Source organism: Sulfitobacter sp. NFXS29, from assembly GCF_040148765.1.
Lineage (GTDB): Bacteria > Pseudomonadota > Alphaproteobacteria > Rhodobacterales > Rhodobacteraceae > Sulfitobacter.
In genome coordinates this window covers 63,389-82,828 of sequence record NZ_JAGDED010000006.1, presented here as the reverse complement: position 1 = coordinate 82,828, position 19,440 = coordinate 63,389, and the positions used below count along the sequence as shown (strand labels likewise).

At 62.5% G+C, this 19,440-nt stretch carries 15 protein-coding genes and 1 pseudogene; 14 read left to right on the top strand and 2 right to left on the bottom strand.

The annotated features are described in order from the left end of the window. Positions 1 to 270 precede the first annotated feature (270 nt). The 14 genes and pseudogenes from J3456_RS19425 (at position 271) to J3456_RS11120 (ending at position 15,387) form a co-directional block, all read left to right on the top strand. Positions 271 to 1,023 (top strand): annotated as a pseudogene (locus tag J3456_RS19425) (DUF3800 domain-containing protein). A gap of 334 nt (positions 1,024 to 1,357) precedes the next feature. Then, positions 1,358 to 2,188 (top strand): 3-oxoadipate:acetyl-CoA acetyltransferase, encoded by an 831-nt coding sequence (locus J3456_RS11180; RefSeq protein ID WP_349580323.1) that lies wholly within the window; start codon positions 1,358 to 1,360, stop codon positions 2,186 to 2,188. A gap of 80 nt (positions 2,189 to 2,268) precedes the next feature. Continuing rightward, positions 2,269 to 3,039, top strand: a complete 771-nt coding sequence (locus J3456_RS11175) for an MBL fold metallo-hydrolase (RefSeq protein WP_349580322.1) — start codon at positions 2,269 to 2,271, stop codon at positions 3,037 to 3,039. Positions 3,040 to 3,315: 276 nt separating this feature from the next. After that, positions 3,316 to 4,371: a C4-dicarboxylate TRAP transporter substrate-binding protein gene (locus J3456_RS11170; RefSeq protein WP_349580321.1), complete on the top strand. Its 1,056-nt coding sequence runs from the start codon at positions 3,316 to 3,318 to the stop codon at positions 4,369 to 4,371. 25 nt (positions 4,372 to 4,396) lie between these two features. Next, entirely contained in the window at positions 4,397 to 4,930 is a 534-nt protein-coding gene (locus J3456_RS11165; protein ID WP_349580320.1) for a TRAP transporter small permease, read from the top strand. Then, entirely contained in the window at positions 4,930 to 6,270 is a 1,341-nt protein-coding gene (locus J3456_RS11160) for a TRAP transporter large permease (protein WP_339636230.1), read from the top strand. Before J3456_RS11165 ends, J3456_RS11160 begins: the two co-directional genes overlap by 1 nt. After that, entirely contained in the window at positions 6,267 to 7,055 is a 789-nt protein-coding gene (locus tag J3456_RS11155) for an IclR family transcriptional regulator (protein ID WP_349580319.1), read from the top strand. Before J3456_RS11160 ends, J3456_RS11155 begins: the two co-directional genes overlap by 4 nt. A gap of 17 nt (positions 7,056 to 7,072) precedes the next feature. Then, complete coding sequence (locus J3456_RS11150) at positions 7,073 to 9,169, top strand: 3-hydroxyacyl-CoA dehydrogenase NAD-binding domain-containing protein (RefSeq protein ID WP_349580318.1); 2,097 nt, start codon at positions 7,073 to 7,075, stop codon at positions 9,167 to 9,169. After that, complete coding sequence (locus tag J3456_RS11145) at positions 9,166 to 10,341, top strand: acetyl-CoA C-acyltransferase (protein ID WP_349580317.1); 1,176 nt, start codon at positions 9,166 to 9,168, stop codon at positions 10,339 to 10,341. The genes J3456_RS11150 and J3456_RS11145 overlap by 4 nt, the downstream gene beginning before the upstream one ends. An 11-nt stretch (positions 10,342 to 10,352) precedes the next feature. Continuing rightward, positions 10,353 to 11,552, top strand: a complete 1,200-nt coding sequence (locus J3456_RS11140; RefSeq protein ID WP_349580316.1) for an acyl-CoA dehydrogenase family protein — start codon at positions 10,353 to 10,355, stop codon at positions 11,550 to 11,552. Next, on the top strand, positions 11,549 to 12,682 hold the full coding sequence (locus tag J3456_RS11135) for an acyl-CoA dehydrogenase family protein (protein WP_349580315.1): 1,134 nt from the start codon (positions 11,549 to 11,551) through the stop codon (positions 12,680 to 12,682). The genes J3456_RS11140 and J3456_RS11135 overlap by 4 nt, the downstream gene beginning before the upstream one ends. Beyond that, on the top strand, positions 12,663 to 13,070 hold the full coding sequence (locus J3456_RS11130) for a PaaI family thioesterase (RefSeq protein ID WP_349580314.1): 408 nt from the start codon (positions 12,663 to 12,665) through the stop codon (positions 13,068 to 13,070). The genes J3456_RS11135 and J3456_RS11130 overlap by 20 nt, the downstream gene beginning before the upstream one ends. Then, a complete protein-coding gene (locus J3456_RS11125; RefSeq protein WP_349580313.1) occupies positions 13,067 to 13,834 on the top strand; it encodes an oxepin-CoA hydrolase, alternative type in 768 nt (255 codons plus the stop codon). Before J3456_RS11130 ends, J3456_RS11125 begins: the two co-directional genes overlap by 4 nt. A gap of 53 nt (positions 13,835 to 13,887) precedes the next feature. Further along, positions 13,888 to 15,387 carry a class I adenylate-forming enzyme family protein gene (locus J3456_RS11120; protein ID WP_349580312.1) on the top strand — a complete coding sequence of 500 codons (1,500 nt, stop codon included), beginning with the start codon at positions 13,888 to 13,890 and terminating at the stop codon, positions 15,385 to 15,387. Between the two features lie 39 nt (positions 15,388 to 15,426). Here the strand turns inward: J3456_RS11120 and rpe are convergent, their stop codons facing one another. Together rpe and J3456_RS11110 are read right to left on the bottom strand one after the other, a co-directional pair. Then, positions 15,427 to 16,116 (bottom strand): ribulose-phosphate 3-epimerase, encoded by a 690-nt coding sequence (gene rpe, locus J3456_RS11115; RefSeq protein ID WP_349580311.1) that lies wholly within the window; start codon positions 16,114 to 16,116, stop codon positions 15,427 to 15,429. 66 nt (positions 16,117 to 16,182) lie between these two features. Continuing rightward, entirely contained in the window at positions 16,183 to 19,389 is a 3,207-nt protein-coding gene (locus J3456_RS11110; RefSeq protein ID WP_349580310.1) for a 4Fe-4S double cluster binding domain-containing protein, read from the bottom strand. Positions 19,390 to 19,440 lie beyond the last annotated feature (51 nt).

The following is a 19,440-nucleotide window of genomic DNA, read 5'->3' as shown; positions in this document are numbered from 1 at the left end:
GGAGCGTTTGAGGCGTGAACGGGCGGAGCCCCGGCAGGTGGCCATTTTTAGGGCGCGCGGGAGGCAGCGTATTGCGCAGCAATGCGCGTTCCCGCACGCTGAAGTACTTTTTTCGGCAGGCGTGCTTCTACATGTAGTATTGGCTGAATCTGCCTGAATTGTCTCGTCAAGGTGGTTTTTTGCCTCCGTTGGTCTCTCATAAGTTGATCTTGCGCATCATTCGGATGAGGTGCAACCTGTAGCGAGTAGAGTGACCAATGGAATTTTTGTATGTATTTGATGTATGTGGACGAAAGTGGGGACCCAGGGAACAATACAAAGCAAACTGATTATTTCTGCCTTTCGGGTATCGTTGTTCACGAAAGCGAATGGCGCCAATTTATTGATGCCCAGCTTGCTTTTCGCCGCACTCTCAAAGAAGTATATAATTTTCCTATCAGGGCGGAAATACACACTGCCGAGTTCATCCGAAAAAATGCCTAGGGTCTCGAGAAGCATGAACGCCTATCAATTTTGCGGAACTACCTAGACGAGTTAGCTAAGCTAAATTCAATTTCTATAACTAACATCGTGGTAGATAAAAGAGACAAGCCAGATAGCTACGGTATATTCGAAGCAGCTTGGCGAACGCTTTTCCAGAGATTCGAGAACACGCTAACCCATGGCAACTATCCGGGTGGCTATAAGAGGTCTTTCGGAATTGTGTTTACAGATGCTACCGCCGGGAAAAAGCTTTCCAGTATGATGAGGAAAATGGCCGTGCATAACCCGGTGCCCAATCGAGGACGTAGCGGTTATAGGAATATTCCAATACAGCGAATTATCGAAGATCCTTCTGAAAGGGACTCAAAAGCCTCGCTGCCGATCCAAGCATGCGATGTCGCTGCCTATTTTCTACATCAAAGCTTGAAGCCTAATTCTTACATACGGCGCAAGCGGGCCGTGAAGTATTTTGAACGACTTGAACCAGTTCTAAATACTTTGGCTAGCAGTAAGAACGAATTGGGTGTCGTCGTTATATAAAATAAGGGCGGACAGTTTCCTGCCCGCCAAAAGATCCTACTACTAGGTTGAGCCTAGGTTCAGATCTTACCCCATATATAGCTATGCGACGGTAGAAATGCCAACATATTCTTTCTATGTATACTGGGGGGATAGTGAGAGATCGTACCAAACCCCAAGGGTTTGGCAGCGCCCGAACCGCCCCCAGGGGGAGGGCGCGTCGCTTTTCCCCGCCCCTCGGTTCGGGCGCGGTGGTGGACACTGACCTCTCATCCTATCCGCTAACCAATGTACACCGCCTGCGGGGTATGTGACATTCCACGCAAATAACTTTCCCTCCACAGGACCTCCACCCATGACCACCCCCTGCATCCTCTGCGTCGCCATCACCGGCTCCGTGCCCACCAAAGCCGCCAACCCCGCCGTGCCGATCTCGATCGCCGAGCAGGTCGAGTCGACCCACGCAGCCTTCGAAGCCGGGGCCTCCATTTGTCACGCCCATGTGCGCAACGACGACGAGACCCCGTCCTCCGACCCCGAGAAGTTCGCGCGGCTGATGGAAGGCGTGCAAAAGCATTGCCCCGGCATGATCATCCAGTTCTCCACCGGCGGGCGCTCGGGCGCGGGGCGGGAGCGGGGCGGGATGCTCTCGCTGCGGCCCGACATGGCCTCGCTCTCGGTCGGGTCCAACAACTTCCCGACCCGCGTTTATGAGAACCCGCCGGAACTGGTCGATTGGCTGGCCTCGGAGATGAAAACCCACGCGGTCAAACCCGAGATCGAGGCGTTTGATCTCAGCCACATCCACAAGGCCGCCGAGATGAACCGCGACGGGCGCATTCCCGGCCAGCTCTACGTGCAATTCGTCATGGGCGTGAAAAACGCCATGCCGGTGGACCGTGAGACCTTTGATTTCTACATCCAGACGCTGAACCGCCTTGCGCCCGATGCGCAGTGGTGTGCCGCCGGGATCGGGCCGAACCAGATTGTGTTGAACGAATGGGCCATCGCCGCGGGTGGGCACACCCGCGCGGGGCTGGAGGACAACGTGCGGCTGGACCGCGACAGGCTGGCGCCCTCCAACGCCGCGCTGATCCAGCGGGCGGCTGATTTATGTGCGAAATTCGACCGCCCTATCGCCACGCCTGCACAAGCGCGTGAGATTCTGGGTCTGCGTCCGGCATAGGCTTGCCGCAAGAAGGGCGCTGCGTTGAAATGCGGGGCGGGGCAGCTATGTCCCGTTCCAGTAACCAACAGGAGCCTGAAATGTCCCAGACCCGCCGCCATTTCCTTGCCACCTCCGCCGCCGCCGCTGGCATCGTAACCCTGCTGCCCTTCGCCGCCCATGCCGCCGCGCATAGCGGTGACACATTCGACACCAGCGCAGGCCCGATCACGGTGCATCCCGTCGACCACGCCTCTATCGTGTTGGAGACGCCCGCGGGGGTGATCTATGTCGATCCAGTGGGCGAGCCCGCCGAATACAGCGACTTCCCCGCCGCCGATCTGATCCTCATCACCCATGAGCATGGCGACCACTACAATGCCGATACGCTGGCCGCGCTGGCCGGGGATGAGGTGCAGATCATCACCAACCCCGCCGTTTTCGACATGCTGCCCGGGGCGCTTGCCGCGAAAGCCAGCAAGATCGCCAATGGCGAAAGCACCGAGTTTAACGGCCTGCCGATCGACGCGATCCCAGCCTATAACATCACCGAAGAGCGCAAGAAGTTTCACCCAGAGGGGCGCGACAACGGCTATATCCTCGGCTTCGACGGCTTCCGCGTCTATATTTCGGGCGACACCGAAGACACGCCCGAGATGCGCGGGCTGACCGATATCTCGCTGGCATTCGTGTGCATGAACCTGCCGTTCACCATGGATTCCAACGCCGCTGCCTCTGCCGTGGCTGAGTTTAAACCGACTTACGTCTACCCCTATCACTTCCGGGGCAAAGACGGCGGCACGCAAGACCCCGAAGAGTTCGCCAAACGGGTCGGCACCGATGTCGAAGTCAAATTCGGTGACTGGTATTAATCTCGAACCCTTTCGGTCACGCCCCAGCGGCGTGACCGTTTTCCCGGACAGGGCCGATCCATCAGATCAGCCGATTCCGGGGTGCAGAGCGGGGCGTTTGTCTCCCACACCGCCGCCCGCGCTCATTTTTCGCTTAACAAATTCAACAGCCTAACCGCTCCGTTTTCAGATGGCTGAAGTTTCGCTTGATCGCTTTCGGTCCGCGGACTAGCGTAACCTGCGACAAATGCGAAACTATGTTTTGCATTGCGAAACAAGTCTCTGGGAGGAGCCTACATGACAATCTTTAAACACCTGAGCTGCGCCGCAGCTCTGGCGCTGGCTGGTGGCGCGGTAAGCGCTGAAACTGTATTGATTCACGGTGAAGCTGGACCCAACCGCGGTGCACGCGCCGACGCTTTGCAGTGGTTCGCCGATCAGGTCGCCGAACGCTCAAACGGCGACATGCGATTCGACATCCAGTGGGGTGGCGCGCTGTTCAAAGCCAACGCCGCTGTGCAATCCATCGCCGATGGCGTGGCCGACACCGGCTCGGTCATCGCGGTTTACTACCCCCAAGAAATGGCCGGTTACGGCATCGCCGATCTGCCGGTGAACAACCCCGACGCTTGGGTCGGCATGCGCGCCACCGATGAGCTGATGCGCTCCAGCGAGGCCATTCAGGAAGATCTGGCCGAGAAGAACCTCGTCTACATCGGCACCTGGACCACCAGCCAGGTCAACATCGGCTGCAAGGGCGGCGCGATCAAATCCGTGGACGACATCTCGGGCAAGAAAGTCCGCGGTGTGGGCGCTTACGGCAAGGTCTTTGGCGAGCAGGGCGCGAACATGGTCAACATGTCGATCTATGACGCCTACCAAGGTCTCGACACCGGTCTGATCGACTGCTCGCAGGGTTACAGCTATGCCGTCGCGGCGCTGAAGCAAGCCGAGGTCATGGACAGCTACACGATCCTCGACTGGGGTCAGGTTGGTGGCTTGGGCATCTTTATGAACAAAGACATGCACGACAGCCTGACGCCTGAGCAGCAGGAAACGCTGGCCACGGTCGGCGCCGAGATGGCCGATGAATTTGGCCGCATGATCACCGAGGCCAACGATGCCGCCATTGCCTCGATGAAAGAGCAGGGCGTTGAGGTCATCACCCTGCCCGAAGAAGACCGCGCACAGCTGGTCGACGCGGGCAAGAAGTTCCTCGACGAATGGGTCCAGACCGCCGACTCCACGGGCCTGCCGGGTGCAGAACTGCTTGAGGAGTATAAGGGTCTGATCACCAAATACACCGAAGAGCGCGATGCCAATGGCTACCCTTGGGATGCCAAAAGCAACTGATCGCTAACCTAGGGAGGGGCAGCATATGTTGGTAAATCTGGAGAAGATCCTATTGGGACTGGGCGCTTTGGCGGTGATTGCCTTGGGGGTGCTGATCACCTCCAACGTGATCGCCCGCGCGCTCTTTGCCAGTCAGGTGCCGGATTCGGTGACCATGGTGCGCGAGCTCATGGTTGCCGCCATCCTGCTGCCCCTCGCCGCCGCGACCGCTGCGCGCGCGCATGTTTCGGTCGCCTTTGTGACCGACCGTTTTCCGGACCGCGCGCGCTCGGTGCTGATCGTCGCGGGGTCGGTGATCGGCATGCTGGCGCTGTCGCCGCTGATCTTTGCCGGGGCGCGCGAGTTCCTCGCCGTGGTGGAGAAGGGCAGCTTCTTCTACGGCGATCTCAACCTGCCAAAATGGCCCGGACGGCTGCTGTTCCTCATCGGCATGGTCGCCACCTTCCTGCGGCTGGCGGAACTTGCCTGGCGTGACGGGCGCACCGTGCTTTCGGGCGGTGTGGTCTCTGACGAACAACAACATGCGGCCGACCTTCTGGCCGAGAAGGACGTGCTGTAATGGATGCCTCAACCATCGGTATGATCGCCTTTGCGGCGGTTCTGATCCTGCTCGCCCTGCGCGTGCCAATTGCCTTCACGCTGGCGGCAGTGGCAACCGTCGCTACCTTCTTTATCTTCGCCTTCCGCACCGGCACTTTCATGCCTGAACGTGCGATCAAGGCGACCACCTCGATGGTGTTTTCGAACTCCTTTGACCTCATTCACTCTTACGATCTGTCGATGATCCCGCTTTTCGTGGCGCTTGGTCACATCGCATATCGCGCGGATATCACGACGAAAATCTACCACGCGGCCAAGGTTTGGCTGACCCGCCTGCCGGGCGGGGTGGCCATGGCCTCCGTCATGGGCTGCGGCGGGTTTTCCGCGATCACCGGTTCATCCATCGCCTGCGCCTCGACCATGGGTAAAATCTGCACGCCCGAGATGCTGCGCATGGGCTATGACCCGCGTCTGGCCACGGCTTCGGTCGCGGCGGGGGGCACCTTGGGCTCGCTCATTCCCCCGTCGGTTCTGTTCATCATCTACGGCATTTTCACCGAGACTTCGATCTCGTCGCTGTTCCTCGCGGGTGTTCTGCCGGGGCTGCTGACGCTGGCGGGCTTTGTGTTGGTCATTGCCGTCTGGGTCTGGCGCGATCCAGCGGTCGCACCCTCGACCGACCAGCGCTACACCGCGCGTGAGCGTTGGCAGGCGGCCCTTGATAGCTGGCCCGCGATCTTGCTGTTCGTGCTGATCATCGGCGGCATCTACGGCGGTATCTTCACCGCGACCGAGGCCGCCGCCGTCTGCGTCGTTTCCGCCACGCTGATCGGTTTCGCGCAGCGCAAACTGGATTGGGCAGGCCTTTGGGAGGCGGTAAAAGAAACCTGTGTTCAGACTTCTGCTATCTTCCTGATTGCTGCCAGTGCAAAGATTTTTGTGGCCTTTGTTGCGCTGACTGGCGTCGCGGGCACCATCGTTGGTTTCGTGTCGGACGCGCAAATGTCGCTGGTTGTGCTGATGCTTTGCATCGCGCTGATCTATCTGCTGCTGGGTATGTTCCTTGATCCAATCGGTATCATGGTGCTGACCCTGCCGCTGATGATCCCGCTGGTGGAAAGCTATGACCTCAACCTCATCTGGTTCGGCGTCGTGGTCATCAAACTGCTGGAGATCGGCCTGATTACACCGCCTGTGGGCCTAAACGTCTTTGTCATCGCCAATGTGGTGGGCCGTGAGGCACCGATTGACAAAATCTTCGCGGGCATCACTCGGTTCCTCAGCGTCGACTTCATCGTGCTGATCCTCATCATGTCCTTCCCAATGATCTCGCTCTTGATCCCGATGGCCGCGCGATGATGCAGACGGCGTCGGATACTGTCACCGACCGCAAGTTCGCCAACACACTGGCGCGGGGCCTCGGGATTCTGCGGGCCTTTCGCGCCAGTGACAGCGGGCTGTCGCACGCCCAGATCGCCGAGCGGACGGGGCTGCCGAAACCCACCGTTTCGCGGCTGACCTATACGCTGTGTGAACTGGGCTATCTTGCCCACGGCGGGCGCAACGACAAATTCCGGCTCGGGCCTGCGGCGATTGCGCTCGGCTCGGTCGCCTCTGTCGCGGTGAGCTTTGTCGATATGGCCTCGGACGCGATGCAGCAATTGGCCGACGAGACCCGCACGCTGGCGCTGATCGCCGTACGCGATGGCGACCGGATGATGCTGGTGCGCACATGGCGTCCGCATACCGCCTCGACCATCTGGCTAGAGCCGGGGCACCGCATCCCGGTCTATGGCTCGTCCTCGGGCCTCGCTACGCTGGCCAGCCTCGACGAAGGTCGTTTTGAAGCGCTTAACCCTGACGACCGGCTGCGCGATTTCCGCCGCGATGGCTATGAACAACTGCTGGCGCAGGGCTTTGTCCTCGCCCCACCCGAAACCCGCTATGCCCGCAGCATCAACGCCGTGAGCGTGCCTTATTACGCAGGGGAATTCGGCGAACCGGTGGCCTTCACCTGCGGCGCTTTGCCGGGTGACTTGCCCGACAGCCGCATTCTGTCACAAGTGGGGCCAGCGCTGCGTGACGTGGTCAGCGGCATCGAACAACGCACCGGACGGGCACCGGCCCTGTCCCGGCGCGGATAGAACAAGGAGTTATCAACATGACTGTCAAGATCGCCTATTCCCGCCATGACGACATCGTCGTGCTGCGCATCGAAAACCCGCCCGTTAACGCGCTGAGCCAGGCCGTGCGGCAAGGTTTGGCCGAGGGTATGGACCGCGCCGAGGCTGAAGACGGCGTGCGCGCGGTGATGATCGTGGGCGAGGGCCGCGCCTTTATCGCGGGCGCTGACATCACCGAATTCGGCAAGCCGCCGATGGAGCCGCATCTGCCGAACCTCTGCAGCCGCATTGAGGCGTCCCCGCTTTTGGTCGTGGCCTCCATGCATGGCGTCAGCCTTGGTGGTGGCCTCGAAGTGGCGCTCTCGGCGCATTACCGCATCGCCCAGCCCTCGGCTCGCGTCGGTCTGCCTGAGGTGCACCTCGGCCTGATCCCCGGCGCAGGCGGGACACAACGCCTGCCGCGTCTGATCGGTGTCGAACCCGCGCTCGACGCGATCACCACAGGCCGCCACATCAAAGCACCGCAGGCGCTGGAGATGGGCATCGTCGACCGTGTGGAAGAGGGCGATCCGCAGGAAGTGGGCCTCGCCTATGTCCGCGAGTTGCTCGACAGCGGTGCCGAGCGGCGCCCGATCTGCGACATGCCCGCGCCTGCGCCCATCGACTGGGATGCCGCCTATGAGGCAACTCTGAAAAAGGGCCGCGGCCAGATTTCCCCCGCCGAGGCCGTGCGCGCCGTGCAGGCGGGTGTCGAAAAACCCTTCGAAGAAGGCATGAAGGCTGAGCGCCGCATCTTCTCGGAACTGATGAACACCGACCAGCGGCAGGGCATGATCCACGCCTTCTTCTCTGAGCGTGCTGTTAGCAACCTGCCCGAACTTAAAGGTGTCGAGCCGCGCGAGTTGAAAGCAATCGGCGTGATCGGCGGCGGCACGATGGGCGCGGGCATCGCCACGGCGGCGCTGCTGTCGGGCTTTTCGGTCGTGCTGATCGAGATGAAGGACGAAGCCGCCAAGGCCGCACACGACCGTATCTCCGGCAACCTCCAAGGCGCGCTGAAACGCGGCAAAATCGACCAAGCGAAGTTCGAGACGCTGACTGGTGAGGCGCTCATGGTCTCCACCGACTACGCGAGCCTGTCGGACGTCGATCTCGTTGTCGAAGCCGTGTTCGAGGACATGGACGTCAAAAAGCAGGTCTTCGGCAAGCTTGACGCGGTCTGCAAGCCGGGCTGCGTGCTGGCCTCCAACACCTCCTATCTGGACGTGAACGAGATCGCCGCCAGCACCTCGCGCCCTGCGGATGTCATCGGGCTGCACTTCTTCTCGCCCGCGCATGTGATGAAACTGCTCGAGGTCGTCGTCGCGGACAAGACCGCAAAAGATGTGGTCGCCACGGGCTTTGCGCTCGGCAAGGCATTGGGCAAGATCAGCGTGCGCGCGGGCGTCTGCGATGGTTTCATCGGCAACCGCATCCTCGCCACCTACCGCACCGCGGCGGACCACATGGTGCTCGACGGTGCCAGCCCCTACAAGATCGACGCGGCGCTCGAAAAGTTCGGCTTTGCCATGGGCCCCTTCGCGGTGGCCGATCTGGCCGGGCTCGACATCGGCTGGGCCACGCGCAAGCGCAAGGCCGCCACGCGTCACCCCGAGGAGCGGGTGCCGACCTATATCGACCGTCTGTGCGAGCAGGGCCACTTCGGCCAGAAGACCGGCCAAGGCTACTACATCTACGAAAAGGGCAAACGCGGCGGCACGCCGAACCCGGAAATCAGCCGCCTGATCGAGGAAGAGCAGAAGGAGCGCGGCATCACCCCGCGCGAGTTTACCGAGGCCGAGATCGTGCGCCGCTACATGTGCGCCATGGTCAACGAGGCTGCCAAGGTGCTGGAAGAGGGCATCGCCAAACGCCCGCTCGACGTGGATATGACGCTGCTCTTTGGCTACGGCTTCCCGCGCTACTGGGGTGGCCCGATGAAATGGGCCGATATTCAGGGCCTGCCCAATGTCCTCGCCGCGATCGAAGGCTTTGCCGAGAAAGACCCGTGGTTCTGGCAACCGGCCCCTCTGCTGGTCGAACTGGTCAAAACCAACCGCACTTTTGATGATCTGAACAAGGAAGCTGCCAAATGAAACAGGCTGTCATCGTCTCCGCCGTCCGTACCGGGCTGGCCAAATCCTTCCGCGGGTCGTTCAACATGACCCACGGCGCCACCATGGGTGGCCATGTCGTCGCCGAAGCGGTCAAACGCTCGGGCGTCGATCCCTCGGCTATCGAAGACGTGATGATCGGCTGCGGCTACCCCGAAGGGGCCACGGGTTCGAACATCGCGCGGCAGATTGCCCTGCGCGCGGGCCTGCCGGTGACCGCCTCGGGCGTGACCGTGAACCGCTTCTGTTCTTCCGGTCTGCAGACCGTCGCCATGGCCGCCAACGCAATCTGCCAAGAGGGCGCAGGCCCGATGGTTGCAGGCGGGGTCGAGAGCATCTCGCTGATCCAGCCGGATGTGAAATCGGTGAAAGAGGCTTGGCTCAAGGAGCATAAGCCCGAGGTCTATATGGCGATGATCGACACCGCCGACATCGTCGCGAAACGCTATGGCATCTCCCGCGAGGATCAGGACGCCTACGGTCTGCGCAGCCAGCAGTTGATCGCTGCCGCGCAAGAGGCCGGTCTCTTTGATGACGAGATCGTGCCAATGCAGACCATCATGGGCGTGCAGGACAAGGAGACCAAGGAGATCTCCACCCGCGAGGTCACTGTGGACCGCGATGAATGCAACCGGCCCGGCACCACGCTCGAAGGGCTTGCGGGTCTGACGCCTGTGCGCGGCGAGGGGGCATTCATCACCGCGGGCAACGCCAGCCAGCTTTCCGATGGCGCCGCAGCCCTCGTGTTGATGGACAGCAAAGAGGCTGAGCAGCAGGGTCTGCAAGCTATGGGCGCGTTCAAAGGCTTCGCCGTCGCGGGCTGTGAACCCGATGAAATGGGCATCGGCCCGGTCTTTGCCGTGCCGCGTCTGCTGGAACGTCACGGGCTGACCGTCGATGACATTGACCTGTGGGAGCTGAACGAAGCCTTCGCGAGCCAAGCGCTCTACTGCCGCGATAAACTCGGCATCGACCCCGACAAGTGCAACGTAAACGGCGGCTCCATTGCCATCGGCCACCCCTTCGGCATGACCGGGGCGCGGATGACCGGCCACATTCTGCGCGAAGGCCACCGCCGCGGCGCGAAACTGGGTGTCGTGACGATGTGCATCGGTGGCGGCATGGGGGCGGCTGGCCTCTTCGAAATCTACTAAAGGGGGCCGACATGGACCTGAGCTATACAGACGAAGAACGCGCCTTCCGCGAGGAGGTGCGTCAATTCCTCACCGAGAAACTGCCAAGCGAGCTTTCCGAAAAGGTGCGCCGTGGGCAGGAGCTTTCGAAGGATGATCACGAGCGCTGGCACGCCATCCTGAACGATCAAGGCTGGCTGGCCACCAACTGGCCCAAGGAATTCGGCGGGGCCGCGTGGAACGCCGTGCAGCGCCATATTTTCGAGGAAGAGGCCGCAGCCCATCACGCGCCGCGCATCGTGCCCTTTGGCCTGTCGATGCTGGCCCCGGTGCTGCAGAAGTTCGGCTCGAAAGAGCAGCAGGACTACTGGCTGCCGCGCATCCTGTCGGGCGAAGACTGGTGGTGTCAGGGCTACTCTGAGCCGGGCGCCGGGTCGGACCTCGCCTCGCTGAAAACCACGGCGGTGAAGGACGGCGACCATTACATCGTCAACGGTCAGAAGACTTGGACCACGCTGGGCCAACACGCCAATATGATCTTCTGCCTCGTGCGGACCGACAAGGACGTGAAACAGCAAGAGGGCATCTCCTTCCTGCTGATCGACATGGACACGCCGGGCATCACCGTGCGCCCGATCATCCTGCTGGATGGCGGCGCCGAGGTGAACGAGGTCTTCTTTGACAACGTGAAAGTGCCCGCCGAGAACCTCGTCGGCGAAGAGAACAAGGGCTGGACCTACGCCAAGTACCTGCTGACCCATGAGCGCACCAACATCGCCGGTGTGGGCTTCTCCCAAGCCGGTCTTCAGGCCGTGAAACGCATCGCCAAATCCGAAATGGCCGGGGGCCGTCCGCTGATCGAGAACCCGCATTTCGCCGCCCGTGTGGCACAGGCCGAGATTGATCTGATGGCGATGGCGACGACCAACCTGCGGATCATCTCCAAGGCCGCCGCAGGGCAGGCACCGGGGGTGGAATCCTCGATGCTCAAGGTTAAAGGCACGATCATCCGTCAGGAGATCAACGATCTCGCGCGCCGTACGGCTGGCGTCTATGCGATGCCCTTCGCCTCGGAAGCGGTGGCAGGCAGCAACGACGCGCTGCCCGATCCGAACGAGGCCGGCCCGGTGGCCGCGCAGTATTTCAACAACCGTAAGCTGTCGATCTTTGGCGGCTCCAACGAAATCCAGCGGCAGATCATCGCCAAGACAACGCTGGGAGGTGCAAAATGAATTTCGACCTGACCGAAGAACGCCAGATGCTGCAAGACAGCCTGCGCCGCTTCCTGCGGGATAAATACGACACCGCCACGCGCAACGGAATTCTGGAAAGCGAAGCGGGTTTCTCTGCTGACATCTGGACCGGCTTGGCCGAATTGGGCGTCATCGGCGCGCTTTTCACCGAAGAGCAAGGCGGCTTTGGCGGCGCGGGTTTCGACGTGACCACCGTGTTCGAAGAACTGGGCCGCGCCGGTGTGGTCGAGCCCTTGCTCGACAGCGCCGTGCTGGCTGGCGGCTTAATTGCCGATCTGGGCAGTGAAGCGCAGCAGGAACATATCGAGGCGCTGATCGGCGGTACGTTGCAACTGGCCTTTGCCCATGGTGAGCCGACCAGCCGCTATGACCTTGAGCGCGTCACCACCACCGCGTCGCAAAGCGGCGGTGCCATCGTGTTGAACGGTCGCAAGGCCGTGGTGGCGAATGCCGAGGCTGCCGACATGCTGGTGGTCTCTGCCCGCGAAAGTGGTGAAGCGGGCGATCAGGCGGGCATCTCGCTCTTCCTTGTGCCAGCGGATACCAAAGGGCTCACCGTCACGGGCTATGCCCTGCTGGCCGGTGGCCGCGCCGCCGAAGTCACGCTGGACGATGTGACCCTGCCCGAAAGCGCCCGTTTGGGTGAGGCGGGCCAAGCGTTTGACGCCATCGAGGCCCGTGTGGCCGTGGCCACCACCGCGCTCTGCGCGGAAACGCTGGGCGCGATGGAAACCGCTTGTGATCTGACCCGCGAATACCTTGGCACCCGCAAGCAGTTTGGCCGCCCGATTGGCAGCTTCCAAGCCCTGGCGCACCGGATGTCGGACCTGTTTATCGACCTCGAACAGGCCCGCTCTGCCGTGATCAATGCCGCTGGCCATCTTGCCGACGACCGCGCCAGCCGCGAGCGTCATGTCTCAGCCGCCAAGAACCTGATGGGCCGCGTGGGCCGTCTGGTGGCCGAGGACACGATCCAGATGCACGGCGGCATTGCCATGACACAAGAGTACGAACTGGCCCATATCGCCAAGCGCATCACCATGGCGGACCACCGCTTTGGCGACGTTGATCATCATCTGGAGCGGTTCATTGCACTATCCGCCGCATGAGGCACCGACCAGCGGGGTTCAGCAGCTCATCGGGTTTCAACCCGACCTGTCGAACCCCGATGGCAGCACCCGCGTCACACTTGATCTGGGCCCGCAGCATCTGAACGTTTCGGGCGTGCTGCACGGCGGCTTGCATACGCTGCTCTTGGATGTGGCCTCAGGCTTTGCCTGTGCGCGGCACTGCGCGATGAGCGGGCCTTTCGTGCCGATGCTGACCCTGTCGCTGACCACCGATTACATCTTGGCGGTGCGCGAGGGGCAGGTCATCGCCACGGGCCGCGTCACGGGCGGGGGGTATAAAATCCTCTATGCCGAGGCCCAGTTGCATGATGCCGAGGGCAAGCTGCTGTCGCGTGCGACGGGCGTTTTCAAAAGGGCAAAAACATGAGCGCACGGATCGAAGACCGCGGTGATCGGTTGATCGTCTGGAACGGCAACGCCGAGAAGCGTGGGGCGCTCACGCCAGAGCTTTATGAAGCCATTGAAGAGGCGATGCGCATGGCCGAAGACCCGCGCATCCGCGCGGTGATCCTCACCTCCGAAGGGCGGTTTTTCTGCGCGGGGGGTGACCTCAACGTGCTGATCGAACGGCGCAAACTGTCCGAGGCTGAGCGCCGCGAGCGGGTGGATGGGCTGCATGAATTGGTCCGCGCCATGCGTGCTTGTCCGGTGCCTGTCATTGCCGCCATCGAAGGTGGCGCTGCCGGGGCGGGGCTGTCGCTGGCGCTGGCCTGCGACATGATCGTGGCCTGTGAAGAGGCGCAGTTTACTGCCGCCTATGTGAAGGCGGGGTTGGTGCCGGATGCCGGTCTGACGGCCTCACTGGCGCGGCTTTTGCCGCGGCCCTTGTCGATGGAGATGTGCCTTTTGGGCCGTCCCGTTATGGCAATGCGCTTTGCCGAACTCGGCGCGGTCAACCGTATCTGCGCCAAAGGCAAAGCCTTGGACGAGGCCTTGATGCTGTCCGATACGCTCGCCGCCGGGCCGCGTGCCGCCCAAGGCGCGATCCGGCAGTTGGTGGCGCAGGCCTATGAGGCCGAGGAGGCGGACCAGCTTGATGCCGAACGCAACGCCATGGCCCAAGCGGCTGGCGGGGATGAGGCCGCCGAAGGGATCGCGGCCTTTTTGGAAAAACGAAAGCCCCGGTTTTAGCCGGGCAGCGGCCGTCGGAGGAGGGGGTCGCGGATAGGCAGGAGGAGACACCCATGAATGCCAGGGTACAGGATTTTCTAGCGGAGCAATTGGCGACCCGACCAGAGGCGCCTGCGCTGAGTGACGCCAGCGGCGCCGCGTGGAGCTATGCCGATCTGGACCGCGCGCGTGTGGCTTTGGCCGCTGAGTTGCGCAGCGCCGGGGTGCAGGCGGGCGACCGCGTGCTTTTGATGGTGGAAAACTGCGTTGCGGCGGTGGCCTCGCTCTATGCCGCGTGGGAGTTGGACGCGGTGGCGATCCCCGTGAACGCCCGCCAGACCGAAGCCGAAGTCACCCGCATCATCGATCACGCCACCCCCGCGGCGGTGCTGCTGACCTGTGATGTCTCGCCCGAAGCGGCGGCCCATGCGGCGCGGCTAAACGCGTGTGAGGTCTCGGGCGCTTTCGGCAGCCTGCACCTTGCCACACCGCTGCCCAGCAGCCCCGACGCCGATCTGCATGACGTGGCGGTGCTGCTTTATACCACTGGCACCACGGGCGACCCCAAGGGGGTGATGCTGACCCATTCCAACCTGCGCTTTGGCGCGCGGGCCTCGGCGGACCTGCGGCAAATGGTGCCCGGCGATGTGGTCTATGGCGTGTTGCCGATGACCCATGTTTTCGGGCTGGTTTCTGTGTTGATGGCGGCAGTGAGCGCGGGTGCGAAGGTGCGGCAAGAGTCGCGTTTCTCGGCGGCGAAACTCCATGCGGCGACCCATGAAGACGTGACGATCCTGCCAGCAGTGCCGCAGATGCACGCGCTGGTGATGCAATACTCCCGCGAGGGCGGCATGGCGAAACTGGCCAGCCCCACGCTGCGCTATGTCTCTTCGGGGGGCGCACCGCTTGACCCGGCATGGAAACGCAAAGCGGAAGGTTTCTATGAACTGCCGCTGCAAAACGGATTTGGTATGACCGAGACCTGTTCCGGCGCGTCGGCCACCAGCAACGCGCTCGGCTCGCCCGACACATCCGTCGGTCCGGTCACACCCGGCACCGAATGCAAGATCGACGACCAAGCCCCCGGGGGAAATGGCACAGGCGAAGGGGAGGTGTTGGTGCGCGGCCCCCATGTGATGAAGGGCTACTACCGCAACCCGACAGAGACCGACAAAGCAATCGACGCCGAAGGGTGGCTGCACACCGGCGATCTGGGCAAGCTCGATGAGAATGGGCGGCTGCATATTCTGGGCCGCAGCAAAGAGCTGATCATCCACGGCGGCTTTAACGTCTATCCGCCCGAGGTCGAGGCCGCGCTGAACGATCACCCGCGTGTGGTGCAATCGGCGGTGGTCGGACGACAGCGGGACGGGGATGAGGAAGTGCTGGCCTTTGTGCAAGTGGCACCGGGCGACGATGTGACGGTTGAAGAGTTGCGCAGCTTTGTCAAAGAACGGCTGACCGGCTACAAGCGCCCCGCGCAGATCATCATCGCGACGGATTTGCCCGCAGCGCCCACGGGCAAGATCCTCAAGCATCGTTTGCTGACGGCTTTTGCTGATCAACTTACGTAGGCGGGAAGGGCGCGGTTCGCTCCGCGCCCCGAGGTGTTCTTAGACGTAGGTGCCTTCGGCCGCGGCGCGGATCGCGCGGATGTTTTCGCCGTAAGGCGCGGGGTTGCTGACGGACCCGCCCTTGAAAGCCGCCGAGCCTGCCACCAGCACATCGGCCCCGGCCTGCGCCACCAGTGGTGCGGTCTTGGGGTCAACGCCGCCGTCAATCTCGATGTGGATTGGGCGGTCGCCGATCATCTCACGCAGGGTGCGGATCTTGGCGGTCATATCGATGAACTTTTGCCCGCCGAAGCCGGGGTTCACTGTCATCACACAGATCAGATCGGTCATGTCGAGAATGTCTGCCACAGCACTTGCTGGCGTGCCGGGGTTCAGCGCCACGCCCGCTTTTACGCCCGCGCCACGGATCGCTTGCAGGGTGCGGTGGATATGCGGGCCGGCCTCAACATGGGCGGTGATCACATCGGCACCGGCCTTGGCGAAAGCGTCGATATAGGGATCGACGGGCGAGATCATCAGATGCACGTCCATCACGCCCTTGATATGGGGCCGGATTGCCGCACACATGGCGGGGCCGAAAGTGATATTGGGCACAAAATGCCCGTCCATCACATCCACATGCACCCAGTCCGCGCCTTGGGCCTCAATGGCTTCGCATTCGGCACCAAAATTGGCGAAATCAGCGGCGAGGATAGAGGGGGCGATCTTGATCGAACGGTCGAAGGTCATGGGACAGCGCCTTTGTTGCAGAGGTTGGCCCCTCATAACCCTTGACTGCGATCGGGGAAAGAGGGGCTAGAGATCGACCTCCAACACGCCATCCGGCTTGGCCGCGCGGGATTGGCATAGGACGATCGCGCCCTCGCGCTGCTTGGCCGAGAGCACGAAGTCGCGGTGTTCGACCGCGCCGCCCCGCAACCCGCATTTGCAGACGCCGCAGATGCCATCGCTGCATTTCAGGTCCACTGGCACACCTGCTGCGATGAGGGCGTCGGCGGCGGTCTCGTCCTTCGAGACGGGAATTTCGCGGCCCGAGGTGAGTTTCAGCGTGAAGGCGTAGTTCACATAGTCCGGCACTTCGGGGGTCGAAAAATACTCCAGATGCCGGGCGTCTTCGGGGATGCCCGCAGCCTCGGCGGCGGCCATGACCGCTTGCATGTAAGCATCCGCCCCGCAGGTATAGACATGGGTGCCCGGTAATGCGCATTGCATGATTGCAGATAGGTCGGCGCGGGTGTTCTCAGATGAGATATGCAGATGCACGCGGTCGGCCCAAGGGGCCTGCGCGAGTTCCTCGGCAAAGGCAGCGGCTTCGCGGGTAGAGGCGGAATAATGCAGGTCAAATGGCCGCCCAAGGGCGTGCAGACGATAGGCAAAGGCGATCATCGGCGTGATGCCGATGCCGCCGCCCATGAGCAGGCTATGCGGCGCGTCCTCGACCAGTTCAAAATGGTTCACCGGCTTGCCCACGAAAATGCGTCGCCCCTTGGTGAAGACCCGGTGCAGCAGGGCTGATCCACCGCGGCCCGCGTCTTCGCGCAGCACTGCGATGCGGTAGCGCGTACGGTCGGAAGGGTCGCCCAGCAGCGAATAGGGGCGCAGGAATTCCGGCGCGACGACCAGATCAAGATGCGCGCCCGCGGTCCATGCGGGCAGTTCGTGGCCTTCGGGGTGGGCGATGTCATAAAGGGCGGTGGTCGCGTTCAGGCGGGTGACTTGCGTGATCCGCAGGTCGAGCACGGGGGTGTCGCTGCCAACTTTGTAGAGGTGCAAGTGATCCGTCTCGCCCGCTGCAGTCTTGCGCCGGTGTTCATCGGCGCTCAGCAGCGCGGCGTGAGCGGCAATCCCGGCCTCGCGGTTCATCGGATCGGGGTAGGGCCATGGGTGCGGGGCCAGCGGGGCGGGGTAGACGGCGAGCGTTTGGTCCTCGAACTTGAGGTCCAGATCGGGCTGCAGGTCACGGGCGTTCACTGGCTGGGCAGGCGTGTCGAACTGGCCCGAGGGCTTGCGCTCGATGTCCCACCACCACTTTTTCACCGGGTTCAGGCGGCCCTTGCCGACCTTGTCGTCCAGCTTGGCCAGCAGCGGTGCGGCGGCGGGGATATTGGAGGCGGCCCAGCGGAAGGGGGTCTCGGCGAAGAGCCCTTCGAGGTTCCACGGGCAGGTCTTCATGCAGCGCCCGCACATCGCGCCGCCTTGGTTGGTGATCCGGTAGGTGGCGCATTTCTGGCTGTCGGATTTCCAGATTTCGTAGCCGTTGAACATCTTCTTCGGCCCGGCGGTGATTGCGCCCGAGGGGCATTCGCGGGCGCATTTGTTGCAGGCTTCGCAGAACCTTTGCAGGCCGAAGTCGATGGGCTTGTCGTGGGCGACCGGCAGGGTGGTCGTGACCACGCCGGATTTCAGGCGCGGGCCGAGGAACGGGTTCAGGATGACTTCACCAATCCGCGACACTTCGCCCAGTCCCGCCAGCAATAGAAGCGGCGGTTGCAAAACATCGCCGTCCATCACCGTATGCGCTTTGGCGGAATGGCCGAGGTTGCGCAGATGCTGGGCCATCACGCCACCCAGCATAGAAAACCGCAGATAGGCGCGCATGGATTGCGAGACGGCGATCCAATCGTCGCCCGAAGACCCCTCCATCGTGTCAAAGCCTTGGTCGATGATGAGGCTCAGCGCTTGGTCATGCGGCGGGGTGATCGGGGTGCCGGTGGCATCATGGCTGTACCACGTCCAATCAGGGCAGGCCGAGAGACCCGCAGCATCGGCCCCCAGAAAATAGCTTGCCGCCTTGAGGTTGGCGGCATTGCGGGCGCTGTCTGTCATCGCAGGGGCGGCGTCGTTCACCGGCCCGTCTTGCAGCAAGATTAGCGCGCCCAGCAAGCGTCGCTGCGCGGCCGAAGGGGCGGATTTTACCACATGATGCCCGCCTTTCATGGCGTTCTGCACCTTCGGCCCCATGTCGCCGAACTGCCCGCGTGCGAAAAGATCGCCACGTTTCGGCACGCGCGGGACGTTGGGCGCGTCGATATAGGTTGTCGGTTCGTCCACCCGTTTAAGCGTCTCGAAAGGGTGCGGGCCTTCGGCATAATCGCGCCGTGCATAAGGATCGACATCGCGGGCGCTGACGCCGCCGTGGGTGCCAAGAAGCCAGTGCGGGCCTTTCAGCACCGACCACGGTTGTTCGGAGAGCGGGGCGAGCGGCATATCGGGCGCAAGCTCCATGTCGGTCGTCACCACCGCCAGCCCGAAGCGCGGACCGATCCACGGGGCTTGCAGAATGTCGTCTTCCCAAACCGCAAGCCCCGCCGCCACGGCCAGTTGGCCGAGGTTCACATCAGCGGTGGTGGCGGAATGCACCTTGGCGGCGAAGCCCAATTGACGGATGTATTCGGCGAGCACGGTGGCATTTTCAGTCCCACGCAGGCAGGCGCGCTCGGTTTGGGCGTCGATGATCCAATCGCTGCCCGGCTCATCTTCGTGCGGGTCGCGGGGGTGGGCGGTGAGGACCACCAGCGCGTGGCTGTGAGCGTCGATCGAGGTCTCTGGCGCGTCCACAGCATCGCGCAGGTTCGCCATGATGACATCCACCCCAGCGGCGAGCGTCTTGGTCTGGCGGTTGCGCAGGTCATCAGCCAATTGCGCGGTGCCTTCGCTCCGGCGCGGCGTGGGCAGCCGCGCAGCTTGGGGCAGGGCGCAGACGCCCATCATCGAGGCATCGTTGTAATAACCGAATGATTTGAAATGATTGGCTCGTTCCACCGGGCTTTCGGGGATCACCGCGCCCGCCGTGTTGACCGGCCCATCGCGCAGCACGTCCATCATCGCTTGGAAGGGCGCCATGGCGTTGCAGATGCTCTGCGGCGTCTCGGGCCGCTCAAACCGCAACACCGGCATGGGCGTGCCCGGCAGTTGGTCATGAGGGGCATGCAACCGGCGCAGCCGCTCCAACGGGAAGGGGCCGAGGTGCATGGGGCGGGTCTTGGATGAAAAGAGCTTCATGGCAAATCGATGCCACGCATTGAGAAGATATGCCAGTCCTGGTTGTGGTCG

Coding starts and splice junctions, on each gene's coding strand:
- J3456_RS11160 (WP_339636230.1), top strand. CDS start 4,930: ATGGATGCCTCAACCATCGGTATGATCGCCTTTGCGGCGGTTCTGATC.
- rpe (WP_349580311.1), bottom strand. CDS start 16,116: ATGACCTTCGACCGTTCGATCAAGATCGCCCCCTCTATCCTCGCCGCT.
- J3456_RS11120 (WP_349580312.1), top strand. CDS start 13,888: ATGAATGCCAGGGTACAGGATTTTCTAGCGGAGCAATTGGCGACCCGA.
- J3456_RS11150 (WP_349580318.1), top strand. CDS start 7,073: ATGACTGTCAAGATCGCCTATTCCCGCCATGACGACATCGTCGTGCTG.
- J3456_RS11125 (WP_349580313.1), top strand. CDS start 13,067: ATGAGCGCACGGATCGAAGACCGCGGTGATCGGTTGATCGTCTGGAAC.
- J3456_RS11165 (WP_349580320.1), top strand. CDS start 4,397: ATGTTGGTAAATCTGGAGAAGATCCTATTGGGACTGGGCGCTTTGGCG.
- J3456_RS11180 (WP_349580323.1), top strand. CDS start 1,358: ATGACCACCCCCTGCATCCTCTGCGTCGCCATCACCGGCTCCGTGCCC.
- J3456_RS11140 (WP_349580316.1), top strand. CDS start 10,353: ATGGACCTGAGCTATACAGACGAAGAACGCGCCTTCCGCGAGGAGGTG.
- J3456_RS11135 (WP_349580315.1), top strand. CDS start 11,549: ATGAATTTCGACCTGACCGAAGAACGCCAGATGCTGCAAGACAGCCTG.
- J3456_RS11145 (WP_349580317.1), top strand. CDS start 9,166: ATGAAACAGGCTGTCATCGTCTCCGCCGTCCGTACCGGGCTGGCCAAA.
- J3456_RS11110 (WP_349580310.1), bottom strand. CDS start 19,389: ATGAAGCTCTTTTCATCCAAGACCCGCCCCATGCACCTCGGCCCCTTC.
- J3456_RS11175 (WP_349580322.1), top strand. CDS start 2,269: ATGTCCCAGACCCGCCGCCATTTCCTTGCCACCTCCGCCGCCGCCGCT.
- J3456_RS11155 (WP_349580319.1), top strand. CDS start 6,267: ATGATGCAGACGGCGTCGGATACTGTCACCGACCGCAAGTTCGCCAAC.
- J3456_RS11170 (WP_349580321.1), top strand. CDS start 3,316: ATGACAATCTTTAAACACCTGAGCTGCGCCGCAGCTCTGGCGCTGGCT.